Below are 23,291 nucleotides of genomic sequence, written 5' to 3' on the forward strand. Positions count from 1 at the left end.
TAATATAAACGAGGAATTGTTATGTCTTTTTTGAAAAAGCTACAAAAATTCCTCAATTGGTCCCCATCCCCAAAACCTTCGATTAATCTTAACGACGAGCTTTATGAACAGCTTAAATTTTTAAGAATTCCTCTTATTGCTGTTGTAATGATGACATTAATTGGAGCTTTTGGCTATATGCTTACAAGCAATTACAACCTTAACGATGCTATTTATCAAGCTGGCATGACTTTTACCACTTTAGGTTATACTGAAGTTAATCCCATACCAACAGCAGGTAGAATTTTTACCGTTGTATATGTATTATTGACTTTTACAATATTTACTTTTTGCATGGGTTTGGTAATAGAAATAGTAAAAAAAGGTGTTTTGTCTAAGATTATCAAGGAAAGAAGAATGCTCCATAAAGTTGCAAGATTAAAAAATCATTTTGTAATATGCTATCATAATGATTTTACTATTGAATTAGCACAGCAATTTAGAGAAAATCACATTCCTTTTGTTGTAGTTGATGAAGTTGAAAATTTTAGTGAGATTGCTGAAAAATATAATTATCCTTATTATATAGAAAGCGCGCCTCATACTAATACGGCCTTTTTAAAAACCAATCTTTCTAGTGCAAAAGGCGTAATAACCCTTAGTAATAACATAGCAGATAATATTGCTATCATTGCTTCAGTAAGATTATTTGAAAAAGAACTACAAAGAATTAATCCTTATTTTATACTAGCTAGCTCAAGTAATGAAGATGAAACAGAAAAACTTAAAAAACTTGGAGCTAATTCTATAGTTTCTGCCACCAAATTAGTCGCACAAAGACTTAGCGCAATGTCAGCTAGGCCAGATATGGAAAATTTATTGGAAAACTATCTTTATAAAAAAAATAGTCCTATCGATTTAGAAGAAATAAAAATACCTGATGAATCATGGGTAAGATTTAAAAGATTAAAAGAAATTCACCTGAGAGATATGGCAAATGTAAGCATAGTAGGAATTATAGAAAATAAAAAATTTACTCCTATGCCAAGAGGAGATACTTTAATCGGCACTAGTGCAAAATTATTACTTATTGGTACAGCTGATAGTATAAAAATAGCTAAAAAAATTATCAAAAACAAACAAAAACCTGACGAGTTAAAATATATTTAACTTATTTTAAGTTATAATTAAAACATCAATTTAAAAAAGGAGACTTATATGCTACACGAATTTAGAGATTTGATTACTGAATTAAAAGGCAAAGATTTACATTTTGATAAGCTTTTTGAAGAACACAATAAGCTTGATCACAAAATTAAAGATGCAGAAGAAGGTAGAATTCATTTAGATAGTTTGGAAATTGCAAATTTAAAAAAAGAAAAACTAAAATTAAAGGATGAGTTAAATATTTACTTGTCAAATTATAAAAAATAATTCTCTGTGAAATTTTACTTTAATAAGGATAAAACATGTTTGGAAAAAAAATCAATCAAAAACAAGAGGTTGAGAATTTAAAAAATAGAATCAGGGAATTAGAAGAAGAAAACAAAAAACTTCTTTTAGAAAAACAAGAATTAGTTAAAAAACAAAAAAAGGAATTAGAAAATACTTGCGTAAAAACTGAACTTGAAACTCATCTCTTAGAAATATTATTAAAGGGTGTTTTAAAAGGTATTGCAAATGTCCAAAATGATATGCAAGAAAATGTTGACAAAGCTGAGATGATTTCACAGTATTCTGATTCTTCTTTAGAGGACATGCACGAATTAAATTCTATCACTCATTCTATTATATCTTCACTTCAAAGTATCATCGAATCAGCTAATCGTTCAAGAGATACAGCAGGTAATCTACACCGTAGTGTTGATGAAATAACCAACGTTATCAATTTAATCAAAGATGTGTCAGATCAAACCAATCTTTTAGCATTAAATGCTGCTATTGAGGCTGCTAGAGCGGGTGAACATGGTAGAGGTTTTGCTGTGGTTGCAGATGAAGTAAGAAAACTTGCTGAAAAAACACAAAAAGCAACTTCTGAAGTAGAATTAAACATTAATCTATTAAAACAAAATGCTGATGAAATGTATGGACAAAGCGAGCAAGTAGAAAAGGTATCATTAGAATCCAACGAACACATAGTTCAATTTTCTAACAAATTCACTCAACTTATCTCAAATGCAAACTCAACTAGCTCACATGCTAAAAGCATCACTTCTGAAATATTTATATCTCTAGCCAAGTTAGATCATATTGCATTTAAACTTAATGGTTACAACGAAATCATTCATGCTTCAGGTAAAACTTTATCTGACCATTTAAGCTGTAGACTTGCAAAATGGATATCAGGTATAGGCAAAGAAAGATTTTCTAACGGAAGAGCTTTTGGAAAACTTAATTTACCACACCAAAAAGTTCATGAAAACATCAACCAAGCAATTACATTAGCTAGCGAAGAGAACACAAGTAGCAAATTAGTACAAAATCAAATTTTAGATAAATGCGCCAATGCTGAAAAATCTTCAGAAGATTTATTTGAAATCTTTAAAGAAATGCTTAACGAGCAAGATTCAAATATTAAACATAAAGATGAAAAATAAGAATAAGGTAAGATTAATTCTTACCTTTAAACCACAAATACGCATATTCAAGCAAAGGAGTCTTAATAGGATTTTCTTTTGAAAATTGCTCAAAGTCTTTTCTTTTTATCCACACTGCTTGAATATCTTCTCCATCAATTCCACCACCGTGGCCAATTTTATCACCTTCACTAATTTCAGCATAGAATAAAAACTGTCTGCTAACACCTGAGCCAAAACCTGTATAAAACTCCCCTATTTTTTCCATATATTTAGGTGCATAACCTAATTCCTCTATACATTCTTCTTTAGCTATTTCCTCCAAACTCAATTTTTTATCAACAAGCCCTGAACAAAGCTCTATACTAAAGCCCATTTTTTCTAATTTTAAATTATTACGTTTTTGATAATCCCATAAGGGAATTCTAAATTGCTTTACAAAAACAAAAGAATCTTTTTGAGTATGATACAAAAAAACAGAAACACTATCTAATGCTTCTATAAAATCCCAAGTATATTTTTTATTATCTTTGCCTATATAAGTATATCTTTTAGGTTTAATGTATTTTGAGTTGGAAAATTGCTCTTCTTGTAAGTTTTTCATGTAAAATCCTTGTAGTTTTACATCTATTATAACAAAAATAAAAATCGGGGTAGAAAAAAAGAGTGAGTTGCTTTACACAAAAAGCAACTCAAAAGCAGCAAAAAGATGGTGTTACATCATACCACCCATGCCTCCCATACCGCCCATGCCACTCATATCAGGCATAGCAGGTTTATCTTCTTTGATTTCACTAATTGTAGCTTCAGTTGTTAAAAGCATGCTAGCCACTGAAACTGCATTAAGTAAAGCCACTCTTTCTACTTTAACAGGATCAATAATACCACTTTCAAGCATATTTACATATTCACCTTTTGCAGCATCAAAACCAGTGTTTTCTTCCTTACTATTTTCTACTGTATTTACAACTACACCTGCATCAAATCCAGCATTTTCAGCAATTTGTCTTAAAGGTGCTCTTAAAGCTCTTTCTACAATAGCTGCACCAATAGCCTCATCACCTTCTAAATTTAAGCTAATTTTTGATTTTGCTTTGATTAATGCAGCACCACCACCTATTACTATACCTTCTTCAACAGCAGCTTTTGTAGCACTTAATGCATCATCAACTCTATCTTTTTTCTCTTTCATTTCAGTTTCTGTAGCAGCACCAACTTTAATTACCGCTACACCGCCACTTAATTTAGCAAGCCTTTCTTGTAATTTTTCTCTATCATAATCTGAGCTTGTTTCAGCAATTTGAGCTTTGATTTGGTTGATTCTTGCGTCAATATTTGCTTTTTCGCCTGCACCATTTACAATAGTTGTATTATCTTTATCAATAATCACACTTGAAGCTTGACCTAAATCTTGGATACTAGCACTTTCTAAAGTTCTTCCAAGCTCTTCAGAAATCACTTCACCACCTGTTAAAATAGCAATATCTTCAAGCATAGCTTTTCTTCTATCACCAAAGCCAGGAGCTTTAACTGCTGAAATATTTAAAACACCTCTTAATTTATTTACAACTAAAGTTGCTAAAGCTTCACCTTCAATATCTTCAGCTATAATTAAAAGTGGTTTTCCTGTTTTTTGAATTTGCTCTAAAATAGGTAGTAAATCTTTTAAATTAGCAATTTTTTTATCAAATAACAAAATAAATGGATTTTGCAATTCAGCTGTCATTTTTTCAGTATTTGTAATGAAATATGGACTTAAATATCCTCTATCGAACTGCATACCTTCAACTACATTTAATTCATCATCGATTGATTTTGCTTCTTCAACAGTGATAACACCATCTTTTCCGACTTTTTCCATAGCATCAGCGATTAAATTTCCGATTTTCTCATCTGAATTTGCAGAAATTGTCGCAACTTGAGCAATTTCTTTTTTGTCTTTAACTTCACGAGAAAGTTTTTTAAGCTCAGCCACTATAGCTTCGCAAGCTTTATCCATACCTCTTTTAACTTCGATAGGATTAGCACCTGCTGTGATATTTCTCAAACCTTCTTTAAAAATAGCATGTGCTAAAACTGTTGCTGTTGTTGTTCCATCGCCTGCTTGATCAGCTGTTTTACTAGCTACTTCTCTAACTAAAGAAGCACCCATATTTTCTAAAGAATCCTTTAATTCTACCTCTTTAGCCACACTCACACCATCTTTTGTGATAGTAGGAGCACCAAAACTTTTTTGGATTAATACATTACGACCGCGTGGCCCCATAGTAACTTTTACTGCATCATTAAGTTTTTTAACACCTTCATAAAGTTTATTTCTTGCTTCATCTGAAAAAAATATTTCTTTTGCCATTTTTTATCCTTTTTTATTTAATAATCCCTAAAATATCATCAATATTAAGAACTAAATACTCTTCATTGTCAAGTTTTATTTCAGTTCCGCCGTATTTTGCAAACATTACTTTATCATTTACTTTAACATCTTCTATTTCTTTACTCACTGCAACAACTTCACCATTTAGTGGTTTTTCTTTAGCATTATCTGGTATAATAATCCCAGAAGCAGTAGTTTTCATTTCTTCTAAGCGTTTTACTAAAATACGCTTTCCTAGAGGTTGAAAATTCATTTTTTATCCTTTCTAAAATGTGCCATTTTTAGCACTCTTTGTTTTTGAGTGATAGAATTATACATTAAAGAAAGTTAATTGTCAATAAATTAAGTAAAATATATCATATAAGTTTAGTCTATATCACTAAATTTATATGATATATCATTATAAAGGTTTCTTATGAAAAAAATTCTTTACGTTCTTTTAGGTGTAGTATGTGTAGCATTGCTAGCCATATATACATTATTATTTACAAGTATGGGTAATGCTTTTTTAAAACCAAGAATCGAAACGATTATTGCTCAAAAAAGCGGTATGAATGTTAAATTTGAAAATTTTAAAATTAGTTTTTCTCAACTTGACATTAAAGCAAATATTGATGATAAATTTTTTGCTAACATTGAAGGTGGTATATCACCTTTAAGACTAAGATTTGATTTAAACTATCTTTTAGGTCTTAAACAAAATTATATTCAAAATCTTGGCTTAAAAAGCGATAAAGATTTTACATTTAAGGGTGATGTTGTAGGTAAAAGTAGTAATTTTTCAGTAAAAGGCAATGGATTTTTATTTGATTCTAATCTTAGTTTAGATGCAAAAATCGTTGATTTTTCTCCTATAAATCTTGAATTTATTGGAAAAAATATAGATTTAGCCCAAATTTTAGATTTTGCTAATCTACCAAGATATGCTCAAGGAAAAATTAGTATTATAAGTGATATACAAGCTAAAGATTTAAAACCAAATGGCAATGCTTTGATTAATTTTTACACAAGTTCTATCAACAATACACTAATCGAGAAAGATTTTAATCTAAGCTTACCAAAACAAAGCTATATAAAAGGTGAAATAAGATCTTTAATCCAAAACAATGAAGTTATATCTAAAAGTGAAATTTTAAGTAATTTTTTTAAACTTTACACACAAAAAAGTATTTATGATATAGCAAAACAAAGCTTAACTAGTGATTTTGATATCAAAATAGATGATTTTAATCAATTTTCATCTTTAGCTAAAATAAAACTCCAAGGCAAAAGTCAAATTCAAGGTAATTTACTTTTTGCAAACAATCAATTACAAAAATTAGATGCTAACTTACTTGGATTTGGTGGCAGCTTAAAAGCTATTTTAGAAAATAATAATCTTAACATCAATACAACCAATATAGAAGTAGCAGAGCTTTTAAAGACTATCTCTATGCCTGCTTTTATTAATTCTAAATTAATTTTAGATTTAAAAGCGCAAGGACTTGATTTTAAAAATTTCAATCTAAATACTAGGTTAAACAGTGCAAATATAAATGTTATAGAATTTAAAAAACTAAGCAATCTTGATTTTCCAAAAACAACTTTTAATCTACAAGCTAAAGCAAATGCAAAAAATTCTTTGATTAATTATGAAGCTCTGCTTGATTCAAACATAGCAAAAATATCTCAGCTAAAAGGCTCTTATAATCTTACAAATAAAGATTTAAAAGCACAAATTAGTGCTTTTGTAGATAATCTTAACAAATTAAAACCTTTAACCAAACAAGATCTCAATGGACCTTTAAATTTAGATGCCAAAGTTGATCTTAAGGCAAATCAAATTCAAAATCTTGATGCAAATATTAAAATCATGCAAGGGCTTATCAATGCAAAATCTAATGGAAAAAGTTTACAAGCAAAGGTTGATAATATAAAATTAGAGCAACTTTTTCCTTTAATAGGACAAAAAGTTTTAGCTTATGGATATATAAATGCTGACATTGATTTAAAAACACTTGATTTTAGCAATATTAATGGCGATTTTAAAGCAATCATTAATTCTTCTTTTAATGAAGTAGAATTATCTAAGCTTTTAGAGAAAAAATTTCCAAAGAATACTTCAGCAAAAATAAATCTTGATGGAAAAATTTCTAAATCAATCATTGATTTTAATGCTAAAGCTCTAAGTTCATTTGCAAATATTAATTCATTAAAAGGAAAATTTGATCTTAATCAAATGGCTCTAGCAAGTACTTATAATATTTCATTGCAGGATTTTTCTAAGCTAGGATTTTTAGTTGATAGAAACCTAAAAGGCAAGGCTGATTTTGAAGGAAAATTTGATTTTAAAGATGCTTTAATAGATGCAAGCATTAATAGTAAAAATATATTCAATGGCTCATTAGATGCTACTTTAAAAAATAATATTTTTAACGCTAAAATGCAAAATACTGATCTTTCAAATTTAGCTCAAAGCTTAGATTTGCCTGATTATTATCAAGCAAAATCAAATTTAAGTATTGACTATAATCTTTTAAAAGAAAGCGGTGTGGTGCTAATGAACTTAGCCGATGGGCAACTTAAGAAAAACCTCATCACAAGCGCTTTAATGTTACTTTTACAAAAAGATATCACGCAAGATGTATATCGCAATGGTGAAGCCAAAATAAATATCAATAAAAATCTTATAGATTTAAATTTAAACCTAGTGGCCGATAGAGGCAATATAAACATCAACAAAGGCAAAGTTGATACAAAAAGTACTAAATTAAACATTCCTTTTAATATTGTTATTGATAGAGCAAATTTCAAAGGAATTATAAAAGGAACAACACAAGATCCTAAAGTAAGTCTTGATACAAAAAGTGTGGTAAATTCTATTGTTAATACAATAGGTGGTAATGCTAGTGATGGTGCTAAAAATACAGGTAAAAAAGTAGATCAAGCAATAGATAAAATCTTTAATAAACTCTTCTAATACATCTAGCCTTAAAAAGGCTAGATTTTTTAAAATAAACCAAATCTACCATCTTTTTTCTTATATAACACTCTCATTTTTGCATCTATGTCATTAAAAACTAAAAATATATCTTTACTCGCTTTTAGCTTTTCTAATGCTTCTTCAATTTCTAAAGGTTTATATAATTCAAGTTCCGTTGGAACTATCTCATCTTCTTCAATCACGCTTGGTAATACTAAATTTTCTTTTATCTCATCTTGATGCTTATGGGTGATATTTTTATCATGCAATCTTCTTAAAACCTTAGAAATTCTATCAATGGCCAAATCTATAGCAGCATACAAGTCTTTATCTTTTTGCTTTACAACCACTGTATTAATACCAGCTAAGTTAATGCTAAATTCAGCCCAAAATCCTTTCTTTCCATGCCTTTCATCAGCACTTATAACACAACGCGCAGAAATCACATCTAAGCCATATTTACTTAAAGCATCAAAGCTTTTTTCCACATACTCTTTTATAGACTCAGTTAGCTCAAATTGCTTTCCAACTATACTTGTATTCATTACTTCTCCTTTTTATGAAGTTAAATACATTATAGCACTTTAATCGTAAAAAAAATTAACTTTTTAAATAAAAAATAAATTTAAAATTTTAAAGGCTCTAAAATAAGCACACCATCTACTGAAAGTTTTTTTCCTTGAAAATGCATTTTACAAAAAGAAACAATTAAAGCATGAAAAATTTGATAAAGCTCGTATAGTTTACATTCTTTTTTTAGTAAAACACATAACTCTCGTTGATTTTTAGCTATGTCTTTTTTTAAAAAATCTGCCAATTCATCATAACTTTGGCACTCATAACCTAAATAATTAGCTATTTTTGCACTATAAGCATCAACTACTAAAACTTCTTTTTTACATATATAATTTAAAATTCCATCTGCACTTTCTTGACCCAAGCCTTTAATACTTAAAAGCCATTCTCTATCTACTTCTTCTTTAAAAAGTTCAAAAGAATTAAAATCTTGGAAATATTTTTGAGCGAAATTTTTAATGTATTTTGCTTTGGTATTATAAAATCCACTTGGCTTTATTAAAAGCGCTAAATCTTGAGTGCTTAAAGTTAATAAATCTTCCATCTTGGTAATATTTGCTTGTTTTAAATTCGTCAAAGCTTTTAATACGTTTTTCCAGTTTGTATTTTGAGTTAAAACCACAGAAATTAAAATTTCAAACTCGCTTAAAGTGTTATTTTCTAGCCATTCAAAATCTTTATAGTCAATATTTACATTAACTAAAGCTTTAAAAATTTCATATCCGCTCATGCTTTTTCACTCTTTCTTAAATACATCAAAATAGCCTCAATTACATCATCGTCGTCTTTGCTTTTTGCTTTAATGATTTCCTTACTCTCATCATCTTTTACAAAACAAATATTTTGTTCATAATTGCTCACTAGCTTATAATGCTTGCTAGCTAAAATTTTTATGATGATTAAATCCAAAAACTGCTTTGTGAAAATATCAGGCTTACCAAAACGATCATTCATCTCACTTTCTATCTCATATACCTCATTAACACTCATACACTTACTAAGTCTTCTATAAAGTTCTAATCTCAAACGATCTTCACTAATATACTCACTATTTAAAAAGGCATTGATATTAAGCTTTAAATCTATTTTTTTCTCTTTAATTTCTTCTTTTTTACTTAGCTTATTAATTTCATCTTCTAACATCTTAAGATACAAGCTATAACCAATTTGCTCTATATGCCCACTTTGATCCACGCCTAATAAATTTCCACCCCCACGAATTTCTAAATCATGATAAGCAAGCACGCTTCCTGAACCTAAATAAGAATTACTCTCTAAACTCGTAAGTCTTTTTAAAGAATCTTTTGTGATTTTTTCCTTATCTTCAATCAAAAAATAGCAATATCCTTGCTTAGCGCTACGCCCTACTCTTCCTCTAAGTTGGTGTAAATCAGCCATACCAAAACGATCTGAATTTTCTACTATAATAGTATTTGCATTTGCCAAATCAATACCACTTTCAACTATAGAAGTACAAAGCAACAAATCATATTCTTTGTTTTCAAATTTAATCATTTCTTCTTCAGTAGTTTTTGCATCAATTTTAGAATGCAAGATTAAAATTTTTAAATTCGGAAATAAATCTAAAAGATATTTTTTACACCCATCAATACTTGCTATATGATTGTGAATATAAAAAATCTGTCCTGCTCTTCTTAATTCTCTTGAAATGGCTTCTTTAATCAAAGCATCATTACTTTCTCTAACAAAGGTACGCACATCCAAGCGATCCTCGGGTGGAGTTTGTAAAACACTATATGATTTTAAAGAACTAAGAGCTTGATTTAAACTTCTTGGTATAGGCGTTGCTGACATAGATAAAATATGGGAGTTTTTACTTAGTTCTTTGAGTTTTTCTTTTTGTTTTACACCAAATTTATGCTCTTCATCTATCACAACTAAACCCAAATTTTCACACTCAACGCCTAAAAGAGAATGCGTTCCAACCACCACACAAGGTTTATTTTCTTTTAAAAATGCCAAAACTTGTTTTTTTTCTTTAGCACTAGTAAAACGATCTAGCTTAAAAACCTCTATATTAAAAGAATCAAATCTTCGTTTTAAGGTTTTAAAATGCTGAGCTGAAAGTAAAGTAGTTGGTACAAAAAACAAAGCCGTATAGCCACTTTTTACACAAGTAAATATAGCGTTCATAGCAACTTCTGTTTTACCAAAACCCACATCACCGCTTAAAAGCCTATCCATTACCTGCATACTTTTTAAATCTTGAGTGATTTCTTGGCAAACTTGACTTTGATCTTTAGTATAAAAAAATCCCGCTTTATTGATAAATTCATCTTGTAATTCTTGAGAAATTTTTAATTCTTTTGCCTTTATCAAAGCTCTAGCCGCTGCCAAAGAAACTATATTTGAAGCAATGGCAAATAGTTTTTCCTTTAATCTTTCTTTGATTTTTAGAAAACTTCCTTTTCCAAGCTTATCAAGCAAAGGCACACCACCACTTGCACCGATATATTTATCAATCATATACAAATTTTCAACAGGCAATAAAAGCTTGTCATTATTTAAATACCCAAGAGCTACAAATTCTTTTTTTGCTCCTGCAATTATAATAATCTCAAGACCTAAAAATTTAGCTATACCATAATCTTCATGCACAACAAAATCCCCGACTCTAAGCTCATCTATTACCAAACTTGCTTTTCTAACTCTTTTACTTTTTTCTTTTTTATTTAAAGAGATGATAAGCTCATCTTGAGTACTTAAATTAATTCTTTCTTGAGATATTTTTAATTTAATATTTGGAAATTCTTGTAAATTTAAAGCTTTAAACAAAGCTTCATTCTTTGCTAAAACAGTAATTTTTTTATCTTTATGAAAAGTGAAAAAATCATGATTATAAGAACTTACTAAATCTTTACAAAATCTTGGTTCAGGTAAAATATTTTGATTAATTTTACTAATATCTTCTTCAAAATCATTTATATCAAATTTTTTTATGCTTGTGAAATTTAGATCTAAATAATTACAAAAATCATCAATACACCAAAAACCTAAAGAATTAACATCATTGATAATGCTTTGACTTTGAAAATTTTGAATTTTTTCTTGTAAATTTTCATATTGCTCTTGATTGAAAGCACTCAAAAATGGACAAATCTCAATCTTTGAAAGTTCATTTGGGATTGATTTTTGTGTATGAATATCAAAATATCTTATACTTTCTATCTCATCTGAAAAAAGCAAAATTCTAAAAGGTTGTTCTTCGTTAATCGCAAAAATATCTATAATATCCCCACGTATTGAAACTTCGCCCTTATCTTGAACTATGTCTACAAACTCATACCCACTATGTAAAATTTCTTCTTTAAATTTCTCTAAAGCAAGAAGTGAATTTCTTTTAAGAATAATGTTTTTTAAATGCTTTTTTCCAGGGAGTTTTTGCAAAATTGTTTTTATAGGAGAGATTAAAATTTTATTTTCACCTTCTTTATGATAAGCACTCAATACTTTACAAATTTCAAAAAGCTCTTTAGAAAAAGAGCGCAAATCACTACCAAATTCTGCTCTAAAATCAGGTAAAATGAAAGTTTTTAAATTTAAAAATAAACAAACTTGAGCTAATTCATCTGCTTCTTTATCATTCTCACAAACTATTAACTCAGTTTTGTTGCTTAATAAATATTCATATAATTTAGCTTGCATTTTCTGAATTTTCTATACTCACATCGATAGTTGCAAGCTCTTCATCTTTTTCAATGATTTTACTACTTCCGTTAAATTTTCCACCATTTTCAATGCTTAATTGTTTAACTATGATATTGCCATTAAGCACACCACCAGATAAAATTTCTAAAGAATCAACTTGCATTTCTCCTTCAAAAACCCCATTAATCACTATCTTACTTGCCTTAACTTGTCCTTTTAAAACACCACTTTTGCCTATTACTATCACATTAGAAGAATTAATTACCCCAGTAATTTCTCCATCTAAGTGAAGCATAGAGTCAAAATAAAATTTTCCCTCTATTTTTGCTCCATTTGAAATGACTGTAGTTTCGGATACTGTAGCAATAGAGCCTTTATTAAAGATTGCCATGGAACTCTCCTTTCTTTTTCAAAAATTTGTTCATAATTTTTTCGGTTTAAATCTATAAAAATTTTAGGATCTAAAAGTTTATTAATAAATCTAACCTCATAATGCAAATGCGGCCCCGTAGAAAGACCAGTATTTCCTGTATATCCTAATAAATCACCTTTTTTTACAAATTGTCCTGCTTTAACAACATCTTTGCGCATCATGTGTGCATATACTGTTTTAAAACCAAAATTATGGATTAAAATTACTGAATAGCCATAACCATTATTACTATATGCAGCATATTCAACCACTCCATTTGCAGGTGCATAAATTGGGGTATTTAAAGCTGCTCTTAAATCTATACCTGGATGAAATTCTTTTTTATTTAATATAGGATGATGACGCCATCCAAAATTACCTGTGATTCCATTATCTTCTATCACATGTCCATTTGGAATTTGTGTTAAAAATAAATAAGCTTGATCGTTAGTAAGTTTAACTTTTTCTAATCTTTCTGGTATATCTAAGCTCTCATCTTGCTTTAAACCTAAATTTTCTTCAATATCTGCAAGTTGAGTTTGAAGTTCATCATATAAAGCTGTTTTTTCTTCTAAACTTTTTTGCATGCTTTCATTTTGAGAAAATAATTTAGTATTTTTTGAAGATAATGCTTCTTGTTCTTTTAAAAGTTCTGAACGCTTATCTGCTAAATAATTAATATATAAAGCGCCCAAAACTATAACAACAAAAACAAAAGTAGTAAAATAAATAATTACTTTTTTTATAATCTGACTTAATAAAAAATGCCTAGAACCATTTACATCTGTGATAGTTAGCGTAAATTTATCTTTCATTATAGCCTCTTAAAAAATTTTCTACCAATACAAAAGAACCAAAAACCAAATACAACTCATCTTTTTTTATTTGTTCAAATTTTTGATAAGCGATATCTAATTTTTCTAAATTTTCTAGCAAAACAGAACCTGCCAAAGGTCTGTCTTTGCTTTCATACTCATAAATTTCAACTATTTTTATTATAGGCTTTAAAGCTCTTAAAATTTTATAAGAATCTTTATCTAAAAAGCAATTATAAACTAAATGAACTTTTTTTTCCTTGAAAATTTCAGCTAAAGCTAAAGCAGCCATTTCATTATGACCCACATCAATAAAAATATTTTGACTTATTTGCTCACATCTTCCTTTTAAATCGAGTTTTGGCAAATTTTTGATACTTTGAATCAATTCTTTTTCATTTTTGGCACAAATTTTAGAAAAAACTTCTAAGGCCAAAAAAAGATTATCTTTTAAAAAACTTACCAAATTATATTTTTGAATATATTCTTGCACATAAGGATAAATGACCTTATTTTCATCTAACGCACTAATATCTAAACTAGTTTGTTTTAAATTAGCTATTTTTTTAGCTAACTCTAACACTTTTGTTTCTTGCTTATGATTAATTAAAGCTTTAGTGCTCATGGCTTTTAATTTTGTTCTTGCTATTTCTTCTAAATTTTTACCCAATAAATCTTGATGATCAAAACCTATTTTAGTAAAAACACTAAAATTTATTTCAAAAACACTTGTAGCATCATACTCTCCACCTACTCCAGCTTCTAAAATCACATAATCACAATCTTTAAAGATAAAAAAAGCTAAAAAAGTAGCATACTCAAAATAACTAAGTTTTTTTATATCTTCCAAAAAAATACTTTCTAATTCTTCATGCGCCTTTTCCAAAAGCTCATTACTTGCAATTTTGCCATTTAACCAAAATCTTTCATTAAATTCAAAAATATGCGGACTAGTGTAATGTCCTACTTTATACCCTTGCCCTAAGAGTAAAAGTGCTAAAAATCTACCCGTACTTCCTTTGCCATTAGTACCAATGATTTGAATATTTTTGGTTTTTGGGATGTTTTTTTTATATTTTTCATACATACTAAACATAAAAAATCTACTGATTTTTTGCACATACATAGTTTTTTGCGAAAGCGTTTGTTGAAATTTCATACTAAACTTTTTTGGATTAATTCTTTTAAAATATCACCATCTGGAAATTCTTTTTTTTCTATACAAGAAGATAATAAAACAAGCTTAACCACTTCTTCTTTATAAATAAATTTATAATCATCTATAAGCTTCAAGGCTTTTTCTGTAAAAATTTGAGCACTTTCTAAATTTTTACCTGGAAGTATAACTAAATAAGAACTTTCATCTAAAATCCAAATTTCAGCCAAATTTTTACATAAACCTTTAAGAATTTTTTTAAATTTTCCACTGATGGTTTTAAAACTATCAATACCATAAGCATTAATAACATGTTCTATATTATTGATTTTAAAAAAAGATAGGGCATAATTAACCGCATAAAGCTTATAGTTTTCATCAAGTTTTTTAAGCTCTTGAGCAAGATTCCATTGTTCTCTTTGCTCATCATCACTTGTAGCTTGAATTTGAGTTTTAATTTGAGCTATTTGCTCATTTGCATATAAAAGCTTATCTTTTAAAGTGTCAAAATTAATCTGCACATTACCATTTTCATCTTTAGTTAAAGCATTGATAAATTTTACATCCTCTTGACTATTATCATAAAGCTTTGATACCATTTCATTTAAGCTTTCTAAGTGCTGATTAAAAAAAGAAAGATTTTTTTGTATATAGTATTTATCTATTGCTTCTTTTTTTTGTAGCATCAAACAGTACTCATGTGCAAATTCTTTTCTAGCAATTAATTTAGGATTTTCTTTTAATTTTTGTTTAAATTGCTCTACTTCCTTGCTCTCGCCAAATAAAGGCTCTAAAGAAACTAATAAAAGTTCAGCTTGTTTTTCATAAGAGCGTTCTTTTAGCATAATGATAAGCTTTTCTACTAAAGCGTGAAAATCCAAAAACGCTCGGATATTAAATTCTTCTAATTTTTTTAAAAGCTCATAATCTTCATAAGATTTTTCAAGTTCTCTCCATTTAGCTCTTAATAGATATATGGTTTCTAAATCCATAGCTTGAGATAATCTGTGTTGAGTAATTTGAGCTAGTTCTTTGATTTTTTTATCTTTACTAATACTAAGCTGCTGAATGATTAAATCAAGCAAAGCATAAACATCTTCATATTTTCTACTTACCTGCCTATTGAGCCTAGAGACTAAAAACATCAAAAACTCATCAATAGTTCGAATACTCTTTCCTTTTAATTCTTGTTTATAAGAATCATCCAAAAGATTGGTATATTTTTCTATTCTAGCTTTATTGGAGCTCATAACCCCTGCTTTTTTAGCACATTCTTCAAATACTTCGCTATAATTTTCAGGTGTTGGATATAATTTACGCTCTTTTAATTTTATCAATGTTTCTTTTGCAATTTCATTGATATGGCTTGCCATTTTATTTATAACCCTTAATAGCTATAATAGAAACAAATTCATCAAAAGCCTGACTTGATGCGTTTTTAATCGCTTCAAATCTTGCTTGATCACTGATGATAGAGTTTGGATTAATATCAAAATTATAACTTCCTTTGGTATTTACAATTTCTTCCTTGCCATTTTTATAACGCAATATAAACTCCAAATAAAGCTCTGCTTTATAATTAATTACATAACCATTTTTATCATAAACCATAGGATGAAATTCTAATTTTTTCATCGTAACCACAATAGAGCTATCTGCATTATACTCATCTGTGATTTTTCTACCAAGCTTATTAAGCATGGCTTCTCTTAGAATGTCTGTTATGTAAACACTGTTTTCAGGATCTTGTTTGCTAATATTGATTTTTAAAAATACATTTTCACCCAAAACCCTACTTGCCATCTGCGAAGAGGGAATATATCCACAAGCCATGATAAAAAAAGCAAAAAACAGCACTAGATATTTTTTCATTTAATCACCAAATTTACCAATTTCTTATCAATATAAATTTCTTTTACTATGGTTTTACCCTCCAGCCATTTTGCAACATTTTCTTTAGCTAAAGCTAAAATCTCATCTTTTTTAGCTTCTGAATTTATTTCAATCTGTGCTCTTTTTTTACCATTAACACTAATAGCTATATTAAAACTATCTTTTATAAAAACTTCATCTTTTATTTTTAATACTTTAAAATTTTCACATTTAAACAAATACTCACTAAGCTCAAAACAAACATGAGGGATGATAGGCTCTAAGATATTTAAAATAATATAAAAAGCTTCTTTTGAGACTTCTTTATGATTTATAGCATTTAAGGCATTCAAAGCTTCCATACATGCAGCTATTAAGATATTAAAGGCAAAGCTTTCTTCATAAACTTCAAAAGATTTTTTCAAAGCTTCATATACTTTTAATCTAGCATATTTTTCTTCTTTATTTAAACTTTGATGATCAATCTCTTGCAATTTTCCACATTCTAAACTCATAGCTTTTTCATAAAGCCTATTGATAAATTTAAACGCACCCTCTAATGCACTATCATTCCATTCAAGTTCTTTAGCAGGTGGTGCAGCAAACAATATAAACAATCTTGCGCTATCTGCTCCATATTTTTCTATAATATAATCAGGATCAACCACATTCCCCTTAGACTTACTCATCTTAGCACCGTCTTTAGTGACCATTCCTTGGGTTAAAAGCCTATTAAAAGGCTCATCATCTTTTAAATAGCCTAAATCCCTAAGTGCTTTTTGAAAAAATCTAGCATAGAGTAAATGTAATATTGCATGTTCAATACCGCCAATATATTCATCAACATTCATCCAATAATTAACACTTTTTTCATCTACTGCTTTTTCTTGCCATGTTTTATCATCACTTGCAAAACGCGCAAAATACCAAGAACTTTCAAAGAAAGTATCTAAAGTATCGCTTTCCTTTTGTGCTTTTTTACCACATTTTGGACAAATGCACTCTTTCCATGTTTCATGCTTATCAAGTGGATTTCCTTCTCCATTTATCACCACATCTTCAGGCAAGGTAATAGGTAAATTTTCTATTTTTTGAGGAACTATACCACAAGAATCACACTTAATCATTGGTATAGGAGCTCCCCAATATCTTTGTCTAGAAACACCCCAATCACGAATTTTAAAATTGGTAACCTTTTTACCAATACCTAGTGATTCAATTTTTAAACTAATTTTTTCTCTAGCATCATTGCATTCTAGTTGATCAAATTCGCCACTATTAGTTAAAACACCTTCTTTTAAAGTGTAGCATTGCGCATCATTTTCATCTTTATAAATTACTTTTTTTATAGCCAAATTATAAGTTTTTGCAAACTCATAATCTCTTTCATCATGAGCAGGTACGCTCATAACAGCGCCACTACCATAATCACTTAAAACAAAATTAGCTATCCATAAAGGAATTTTTTCTTTACTTAGTGGATGGATTACATAAAGATTTAAAAAATATCCTTCTTTTGGTGCGGCTTGTCTTTGGCGTGGTGTTTGGTTTTGTATAATTTGAATTTTAGCTATAACATCTTGATCTAGTAGTTTTTTATCAATTAATTCATTTACTATTTCATGATCAGGCGCCAAAGCGATGTAAGATACTCCATAAATAGTCTCAGCTCTTGTGGTAAAAACATTGATTTTTTTTGCACTGATTTTATCATTTTCTTCTATATCAAAATCAAAACTAAGCCCTATGCTTTTACCTATCCAATTTTCTTGCATAATTAGAACTTGACTTGGCCATTTTCCTTCTAATTTTTTAAGATCTTGTAATAATTCATCTGTATAAGCGGTAATTTTTACATAATATCCTGGCATTTTTTTTCTAATGACTTCATGTCCACAACGCCAACATTTACCATCTTCAACTTGCTCATTTGCTAAAACTGTTTTATCATTCTCACACCAATTGACTTCAGCTTCTTTAGTATAAATCAAACCTTTCTCATACATTTTAATGAAAAATTCTTGCTCAAATTTAGTATATAAAGGATCAGAAGTAGCAAGCATTCTTTTTTTGGAAAAAGAAAAACCCAAAGAAGCAAGCTCATTTTGCATATAATCAATATTCTCATAAGTCCATTTTTTAGGATGGATACCGTGTTTAATCGCAGCATTTTCAGCAGGCATACCAAAACTATCAAAACCTATAGGATGCAAGACGTTAAAACCTTTTTTTCTATAATACCTAGCCATAGCATCGCCTATGCTATAGTTTCTCACATGCCCCATATGAATTCTACCGCTTGGGTATGGAAACATAGATAAAATGTATTTTTTTGGTAAAGAAAAATTATCTTTTGGTTCAAAATATTCTTTTTCTTGCCAAATTTTTTGCCATTTTTTTTCTATTTTACCTGCTTCATATGCCATTTTCACTCCTAATTTTCTTCTTGGTTTTTTACTGAATCAACTATAACTAAAATCATTGAAAAGATATTAGCTATCAAAGCACCAATTGCTAAAGTATAAACCATAACATTAGCTTCTGGATTAATTTGTATCAAAGCAAAAGCAGGAATTAAATGCAAATCAGCCACCAAAGAGCTAGCAAATAATTCAGCTGCTAAGAAATTTCTAACTCCAATTTTCAATAAAGTAGAAATTAAATTCACACAAGCTGCAATAAATAGCGCAACTTCATTTTGATCATATAAAAATCCTGCGGTTGTAGTTAAGCTCATTAGAGCAAAAAAGATATAAATAACCTTACCCCAATTCATTTTTACACTGTTCCTTTTTCATACATCGCTCTTAATTTTTCTTTTTCTTGTTTTTTCTTTACTTTTTCTAATTCTTTTTGGCGATACTGTGCAACGCTAAATTTAAACCATAAAAGTGCTGGACTTGCTACAAATATAGAACTTGCAGTACCTGCTACAATACCCACTATCATAGTTAGAGCAAAACCTTCTATCATAGATCCACCAAAGAAATAAAGCACTACAACAGTAATTAAAGTTAATCCCGTTGTTAAAGTAGTTCTTGATAAAGTTGCAGAAACTGATTCATTAATAATTAGATCAAGTTTTGAATTTTTACTTGTTTTAATACCTTCTCTAATCCTATCAAAAATAATAATCGTATCATTTAAAGAATACCCAAGCACAGTTAAAACAGCTGCCAAAATATCTAAATTTACATCTATTTCAAATAACGCAATAGCACCCAAAGTAATGACTATATCATGAATTTCACACACAATAGAAGCCATAGCAAAACGCCATTCAAATCTCACTGCCAAATAAATCAAAATAGCAATCAAAGAAATTCCAACCGCCATAAAACCTTTATTACGCAGTTCATCTCCTACTTTTGGACCTACTACATCCACGCGGCGCACTTCAAATTTACCTGTATCTTTTAATAAATTTGCAATACTTACTCCAATATCACTTCCCAAGCTATCACTACTTCCTGAAAAACGAATAATCACTTCATTAGCACTACCAAATTCAGTAACACTAGCTCCTTTTAAATTTTCATTGATAAACAAAGCTTTACGAATTTCAGTCAAAGGAGCTTTTTGCTCGTATTGAAGTTGCACCAAAGTTCCACCAGTAAAATCAATACCAAAATTCAAACCCTTAGTAAAAAGGATAAAAATAGAACCAAAAAATAAAATAAAAGACAAAGAGATGGCTGCAAATCTCATTCTCATAAAATCATAAACATGTTTTTGACTAAAAAATTGCATTAAGGTCTCCTATATCCAAACCATAATCTTGTATTATTGCTTTTTTCCATACGGTTCATAAACATTTCAAACATACCATGAGTTCCAACAATAGAAGTAATCATCGAAACTAAAATCCCAATACTCAAAGTTACCGCAAAACCTTTTACCGCACCTGTTCCATAAGCATAAAGCACCACTGAAGTAATTAATGAAGTAATATTAGAATCTAAAATCGCACTCATTGCGTGTTTATAGCCATTTTCAACACTTTGTCTTATACTAGCACCTTCTCGCAATAATTCTCTAATTCTTTCATTAATAATAACATTAGAATCTACTGCCATACCTACAGTAAGCACAAGTCCTGCCATACCAGGTAAAGTTAAGGTTGCACCAAACATAGCCATTACAGCAATAATCACTAAAATATTTGCCACTAAAGCAATATTAGCAAAAATTCCTGCTATGCCATAATACATCACCATAAATGCAATAACTAACATAGAAGCACCTGCTAAGGCTATCATACTCATTTTAATACTATCAGCACCCAAAGATGGTCCAACACTTCTTTTTTCAAGCATTTTAACCGGTGCCAAAAGCGCCCCACTTCTTAAAGCAATAGCCACATCATGAGCTTCTTCTACGGTAAAGCTACCGCTAATTTGACCACTACCTCCGCCTATTCTTTCATTAATTCTTGGAGCTGAATATACTTTATTATCTAAAACTATAGCTAAGCGTTTGCCTACATTATTTCCTGTATAGTCTCCAAATTTTTTCGCACCTTCTGAATTTAAAGTAAAATTAATCACAGGAAGATTATTACTTTGTGCAAAACCTACTTTTGCATCTGTTAGCATAGAACCATCAAGAATAGGTATAGATTTTACTAGATATTTAATTTGAGGATTTTTTACATCTTCAAAAATCAAATCTCCATATTCAGCAGCTTGAGCTGGAGTAAGATTATTTACCTGATCCATTCTAACATCATCTACTTCCATTAATTGCAAATGTGCAGCTTTTGCGATAAGTTCTCTGGCTCTAGCCTCATCTGCAGCAGTTTTAATACCTGGAAGCTCGACTAAAATTTTATCCTCACCTGATCTTGCTACATTTGGTTCTGCAAGGCCAAATTGATCAAGTCTGTTTCTAATGGTTTCTACAGCTTGTAAAATAGCTTGTTCATGAGTTAATTTAATTTCTTCTTGGGTTAAAGAAAGTGTGTAGTGTAAATTTTCATGTGTAACAGCCAAGCCTTTAATGTCTTTTAATAACAAATCAACCTTAGCTACATCATTTTCATCTAATAAACTAAATTCAATACTAGTATCATTTACTTTGATTTTATCAACAATAATATCTTCTTTATTGATAGAATAACTAAGAGAAGAGGCTATGGATTTAACCTTTGATTTAACCGCCTCTTCTACTTCTACACCTAATAACATATGCAAACCACCTTGCAAATCAAGTCCTAGGTTGATCTTAGCACCACTTTGGGTTTGCATAAAAGAAGGTATAGAAAAAACTAATCCTATAAGAAAAACTACAAAGAAAATAATACTTCTATAGGTAATTTTTCCACTACGCATCAATTTTCTTTGCTATAAAATCTCTAGAAATTTTTACAACTACATTTTCATCATTAAGCTTAACTTTGATAAAATCCTCTTCTGGTTTTACCACCTCGCAAATTATCCCACCATTTGTGATGATTTTATCTCCTTTTTCTAAAGATGAAACCATTAATTTGTGGTCTTTTGCTTGTTTTTGTTGTGGTCTAATAACCAAAAAATAAAAAATCGCAAAAAGCACAATGAGAGGCAACAATGAAGTCCAAATATTTCCGTTTTCTGCCATTTCTTCCCCTTTTTTTAAAGTTCATAAATTCTAATTCTACCACTTTTAAAATAATAAAAGCCTTTTTTTCTGCACTTTTATTGTCAAATTTTATTTATTTTTCTTTTTTTGAAAATTTACTTTTTGAATTTATTTCACCATTTTTAAGTATATATGGTTTGGTTTTATTGCTAAGAAATAAAAGTAAAGTAGGATATTTTTATACCGGATTTTTTGTAGGAATTTTATGGTTTTGGTGGATAGCTTTATCATCAATTTATTTTGATTTAGCCTATTTAATTCCTTTAGAAATTATCTTAATAGGATTAATTTATGGATTTTTATTTTTAGTATGTTTTTTTCTTAAATATGATTTTTTAAGACTTTGCGGAATTTTTTTACTTAGTTTTATTCATCCTTTTGGTTTTGATTGGCTAAATTGGGGTGTTTTAAGTGTATATGGAATCTTTGATGCAAGTTATCAAGGCATTATAGCTATGTTTTTGGTTGCTTATTTTTATTATGAAAAATACATTTCAAGATATTATAAGATGGCAATTATTTTAATCCTTATTCTAATTGGAGCTCAATACAATCAAAAACAACCACAAACACTAAATTTAGACTATAAATTAATCCAAACTAATATCTCCCAAGATCAAAAATTCATACAAGAAAATTTACGAACTCATTCTAAAGATATATTTTATCAAATCAATCAGGCCATAAAAGAAGGTAAAGAAGTAATTGTTTTTCCTGAAACTGCTTTTGCCTTTGCTTTAAATAAAGCTCCAAGTTACTTGCAAGCCTTAAAAGATTTATCAAAACAAATCATCATCATCACAGGTGCTATAAGTACCACACCTAATCATCTATACAATAGCACTTATGTATTTGACAATGGCAATATACAAGTTTTTAACAAACACTATCTTGTACCTTTTGGAGAAGAAATTCCTATATTTAAAAACTTTTTTAAAAAATACTTTTTAAATATTGATGAATTTTCAAAAGGAAAAGAATTAAATCAATACACTCTAAATAATCAACTCATCACTAATGCTATCTGCTTTGAAGCAACTAAAGAAAAACTTTACAAGAACTCAAAGATCATCATAGCTATTTCAAATAATGCTTGGTTTAATTTTTCAAGTGAATATAAATTACAAAATTTTCTAATGCGTTTTTATGCAAACAATTATAATGTAAGCATATACCATGCAGTTAATGGAAAAGAAAATGCAGTAATTAAGCCAAAAGAAGTATTGATTTTAAAGATAAAAGAAAAACTTTTAAAGCAAAATGAAGCTTAAAAGCTTCATT

At 29.0% G+C, this 23,291-nt stretch carries 21 protein-coding genes and 1 pseudogene; 6 read left to right on the forward strand and 16 right to left on the reverse strand.

Annotated elements, in window-relative coordinates; genetic code table 11:
- Positions 1-21: 21 nt before the first annotated feature.
- From ACOTVC_RS02135 to ACOTVC_RS02150, 4 genes and pseudogenes are all read left to right on the forward strand, one after another.
- Positions 22-1,149 (forward strand): potassium channel family protein, encoded by a 1,128-nt coding sequence (locus tag ACOTVC_RS02135; RefSeq protein WP_039641814.1) that lies wholly within the window; start codon positions 22-24, stop codon positions 1,147-1,149.
- A gap of 48 nt (positions 1,150-1,197) precedes the next feature.
- The gene (locus tag ACOTVC_RS02140) at positions 1,198-1,413 is read left to right on the forward strand and encodes a YdcH family protein (protein WP_039641816.1); all 216 of its coding nucleotides are present in this window, start codon (positions 1,198-1,200) and stop codon (positions 1,411-1,413) included.
- A gap of 431 nt (positions 1,414-1,844) precedes the next feature.
- A pseudogene (locus tag ACOTVC_RS02145) lies at positions 1,845-2,126 on the forward strand (methyl-accepting chemotaxis protein); the annotation flags it as partial.
- 102 nt (positions 2,127-2,228) lie between these two features.
- The gene (locus ACOTVC_RS02150; protein WP_373274444.1) at positions 2,229-2,576 is read left to right on the forward strand and encodes a CZB domain-containing protein; all 348 of its coding nucleotides are present in this window, start codon (positions 2,229-2,231) and stop codon (positions 2,574-2,576) included.
- 13 nt (positions 2,577-2,589) lie between these two features.
- Here ACOTVC_RS02150 and ACOTVC_RS02155 read toward each other — a convergent pair whose 3' ends face one another.
- The 3 genes from ACOTVC_RS02155 to groES all read right to left on the reverse strand — a co-directional run bounded on the left by ACOTVC_RS02155 (position 2,590) and on the right by groES (position 5,182).
- The gene (locus tag ACOTVC_RS02155; protein WP_039641820.1) at positions 2,590-3,159 is read right to left on the reverse strand and encodes a nudix-type nucleoside diphosphatase; all 570 of its coding nucleotides are present in this window, start codon (positions 3,157-3,159) and stop codon (positions 2,590-2,592) included.
- A gap of 111 nt (positions 3,160-3,270) precedes the next feature.
- Entirely contained in the window at positions 3,271-4,908 is a 1,638-nt protein-coding gene (gene groL, locus ACOTVC_RS02160; protein ID WP_214097520.1) for a chaperonin GroEL, read from the reverse strand.
- Between the two features lie 13 nt (positions 4,909-4,921).
- On the reverse strand, positions 4,922-5,182 hold the full coding sequence (groES, locus tag ACOTVC_RS02165) for a co-chaperone GroES (protein ID WP_039641825.1): 261 nt from the start codon (positions 5,180-5,182) through the stop codon (positions 4,922-4,924).
- A 162-nt stretch (positions 5,183-5,344) separates the two neighbouring features.
- On the opposite strand from groES, the gene ACOTVC_RS02170 reads away from it, so the two are divergent.
- Entirely contained in the window at positions 5,345-7,888 is a 2,544-nt protein-coding gene (locus ACOTVC_RS02170; protein ID WP_421627593.1) for a hypothetical protein, read from the forward strand.
- Positions 7,889-7,917: 29 nt separating this feature from the next.
- Here ACOTVC_RS02170 and hpf read toward each other — a convergent pair whose 3' ends face one another.
- From hpf to yajC, 13 genes are all read right to left on the reverse strand, one after another.
- Positions 7,918-8,436, reverse strand: a complete 519-nt coding sequence (gene hpf / locus ACOTVC_RS02175; protein WP_214099114.1) for a ribosome hibernation-promoting factor, HPF/YfiA family — start codon at positions 8,434-8,436, stop codon at positions 7,918-7,920.
- An 80-nt stretch (positions 8,437-8,516) separates the two neighbouring features.
- The gene (locus ACOTVC_RS02180; protein WP_214116875.1) at positions 8,517-9,197 is read right to left on the reverse strand and encodes an endonuclease III domain-containing protein; all 681 of its coding nucleotides are present in this window, start codon (positions 9,195-9,197) and stop codon (positions 8,517-8,519) included.
- A complete protein-coding gene (locus ACOTVC_RS02185) occupies positions 9,194-12,133 on the reverse strand; it encodes a DEAD/DEAH box helicase (RefSeq protein ID WP_421627594.1) in 2,940 nt (979 codons plus the stop codon). The genes ACOTVC_RS02180 and ACOTVC_RS02185 overlap by 4 nt, the downstream gene beginning before the upstream one ends.
- A complete protein-coding gene (locus ACOTVC_RS02190; protein ID WP_039618668.1) occupies positions 12,123-12,527 on the reverse strand; it encodes a bactofilin domain-containing protein in 405 nt (134 codons plus the stop codon). The genes ACOTVC_RS02185 and ACOTVC_RS02190 overlap by 11 nt, the downstream gene beginning before the upstream one ends.
- Entirely contained in the window at positions 12,455-13,366 is a 912-nt protein-coding gene (locus ACOTVC_RS02195) for a M23 family metallopeptidase (protein ID WP_236681335.1), read from the reverse strand. Before ACOTVC_RS02195 ends, ACOTVC_RS02190 begins: the two co-directional genes overlap by 73 nt.
- Positions 13,353-14,522 (reverse strand): Mur ligase family protein, encoded by a 1,170-nt coding sequence (locus tag ACOTVC_RS02200; RefSeq protein WP_087684994.1) that lies wholly within the window; start codon positions 14,520-14,522, stop codon positions 13,353-13,355. Before ACOTVC_RS02200 ends, ACOTVC_RS02195 begins: the two co-directional genes overlap by 14 nt.
- Complete coding sequence (locus ACOTVC_RS02205) at positions 14,519-15,892, reverse strand: hypothetical protein (protein ID WP_087684993.1); 1,374 nt, start codon at positions 15,890-15,892, stop codon at positions 14,519-14,521. Before ACOTVC_RS02205 ends, ACOTVC_RS02200 begins: the two co-directional genes overlap by 4 nt.
- 1 nt (position 15,893) lies before the next feature.
- Positions 15,894-16,391 carry an LPS assembly lipoprotein LptE gene (gene lptE / locus ACOTVC_RS02210; protein WP_039641839.1) on the reverse strand — a complete coding sequence of 166 codons (498 nt, stop codon included), beginning with the start codon at positions 16,389-16,391 and terminating at the stop codon, positions 15,894-15,896.
- Complete coding sequence (gene leuS, locus ACOTVC_RS02215; RefSeq protein WP_421627598.1) at positions 16,388-18,817, reverse strand: leucine--tRNA ligase; 2,430 nt, start codon at positions 18,815-18,817, stop codon at positions 16,388-16,390. Before leuS ends, lptE begins: the two co-directional genes overlap by 4 nt.
- Positions 18,818-18,825: 8 nt before the next feature.
- Positions 18,826-19,167: a DUF6394 family protein gene (locus ACOTVC_RS02220; RefSeq protein ID WP_039618681.1), complete on the reverse strand. Its 342-nt coding sequence runs from the start codon at positions 19,165-19,167 to the stop codon at positions 18,826-18,828.
- 2 nt (positions 19,168-19,169) lie between these two features.
- Positions 19,170-20,141 carry a protein translocase subunit SecF gene (gene secF, locus ACOTVC_RS02225; protein ID WP_214099119.1) on the reverse strand — a complete coding sequence of 324 codons (972 nt, stop codon included), beginning with the start codon at positions 20,139-20,141 and terminating at the stop codon, positions 19,170-19,172.
- Positions 20,141-21,721: a protein translocase subunit SecD gene (secD, locus tag ACOTVC_RS02230; protein ID WP_421627600.1), complete on the reverse strand. Its 1,581-nt coding sequence runs from the start codon at positions 21,719-21,721 to the stop codon at positions 20,141-20,143. Before secD ends, secF begins: the two co-directional genes overlap by 1 nt.
- Positions 21,714-21,989 (reverse strand): preprotein translocase subunit YajC, encoded by a 276-nt coding sequence (gene yajC / locus ACOTVC_RS02235; RefSeq protein ID WP_039618686.1) that lies wholly within the window; start codon positions 21,987-21,989, stop codon positions 21,714-21,716. Before yajC ends, secD begins: the two co-directional genes overlap by 8 nt.
- Between yajC and ACOTVC_RS02240 the strand changes: the two genes are divergently transcribed.
- The gene (locus ACOTVC_RS02240; protein ID WP_421627601.1) at positions 21,959-23,281 is read left to right on the forward strand and encodes an apolipoprotein N-acyltransferase; all 1,323 of its coding nucleotides are present in this window, start codon (positions 21,959-21,961) and stop codon (positions 23,279-23,281) included. The genes yajC and ACOTVC_RS02240 overlap by 31 nt on opposite strands.
- The last annotated feature ends 10 nt before the right edge of the window (positions 23,282-23,291 follow it).

Origin of the sequence: Campylobacter sp. GB48, assembly GCF_049221845.1 — a bacterium.
GTDB lineage: Bacteria > Campylobacterota > Campylobacteria > Campylobacterales > Campylobacteraceae > Campylobacter_D > Campylobacter_D lari_C.

What these genes read in the sequence shown, in the direction of transcription:
- groES (WP_039641825.1), bottom strand. Translation starts at nt 5,182, where the DNA reads ATGAATTTTCAACCTCTAGGAAAGCGTATTTTAGTAAAACGCTTAGAA.
- ACOTVC_RS02185 (WP_421627594.1), bottom strand. Translation starts at nt 12,133, where the DNA reads ATGCAAGCTAAATTATATGAATATTTATTAAGCAACAAAACTGAGTTA.
- ACOTVC_RS02135 (WP_039641814.1), top strand. Translation starts at nt 22, where the DNA reads ATGTCTTTTTTGAAAAAGCTACAAAAATTCCTCAATTGGTCCCCATCC.
- ACOTVC_RS02190 (WP_039618668.1), bottom strand. Translation starts at nt 12,527, where the DNA reads ATGGCAATCTTTAATAAAGGCTCTATTGCTACAGTATCCGAAACTACA.
- ACOTVC_RS02170 (WP_421627593.1), top strand. Translation starts at nt 5,345, where the DNA reads ATGAAAAAAATTCTTTACGTTCTTTTAGGTGTAGTATGTGTAGCATTG.
- lptE (WP_039641839.1), bottom strand. Translation starts at nt 16,391, where the DNA reads ATGAAAAAATATCTAGTGCTGTTTTTTGCTTTTTTTATCATGGCTTGT.
- ACOTVC_RS02200 (WP_087684994.1), bottom strand. Translation starts at nt 14,522, where the DNA reads ATGAAATTTCAACAAACGCTTTCGCAAAAAACTATGTATGTGCAAAAA.
- yajC (WP_039618686.1), bottom strand. Translation starts at nt 21,989, where the DNA reads ATGGCAGAAAACGGAAATATTTGGACTTCATTGTTGCCTCTCATTGTG.
- ACOTVC_RS02205 (WP_087684993.1), bottom strand. Translation starts at nt 15,892, where the DNA reads ATGGCAAGCCATATCAATGAAATTGCAAAAGAAACATTGATAAAATTA.
- ACOTVC_RS02140 (WP_039641816.1), top strand. Translation starts at nt 1,198, where the DNA reads ATGCTACACGAATTTAGAGATTTGATTACTGAATTAAAAGGCAAAGAT.
- ACOTVC_RS02155 (WP_039641820.1), bottom strand. Translation starts at nt 3,159, where the DNA reads ATGAAAAACTTACAAGAAGAGCAATTTTCCAACTCAAAATACATTAAA.
- ACOTVC_RS02220 (WP_039618681.1), bottom strand. Translation starts at nt 19,167, where the DNA reads ATGAATTGGGGTAAGGTTATTTATATCTTTTTTGCTCTAATGAGCTTA.
- leuS (WP_421627598.1), bottom strand. Translation starts at nt 18,817, where the DNA reads ATGGCATATGAAGCAGGTAAAATAGAAAAAAAATGGCAAAAAATTTGG.
- secF (WP_214099119.1), bottom strand. Translation starts at nt 20,141, where the DNA reads ATGCAATTTTTTAGTCAAAAACATGTTTATGATTTTATGAGAATGAGA.
- groL (WP_214097520.1), bottom strand. Translation starts at nt 4,908, where the DNA reads ATGGCAAAAGAAATATTTTTTTCAGATGAAGCAAGAAATAAACTTTAT.
- ACOTVC_RS02180 (WP_214116875.1), bottom strand. Translation starts at nt 9,197, where the DNA reads ATGAGCGGATATGAAATTTTTAAAGCTTTAGTTAATGTAAATATTGAC.
- hpf (WP_214099114.1), bottom strand. Translation starts at nt 8,436, where the DNA reads ATGAATACAAGTATAGTTGGAAAGCAATTTGAGCTAACTGAGTCTATA.
- ACOTVC_RS02240 (WP_421627601.1), top strand. Translation starts at nt 21,959, where the DNA reads ATGAAGTCCAAATATTTCCGTTTTCTGCCATTTCTTCCCCTTTTTTTA.
- secD (WP_421627600.1), bottom strand. Translation starts at nt 21,721, where the DNA reads ATGCGTAGTGGAAAAATTACCTATAGAAGTATTATTTTCTTTGTAGTT.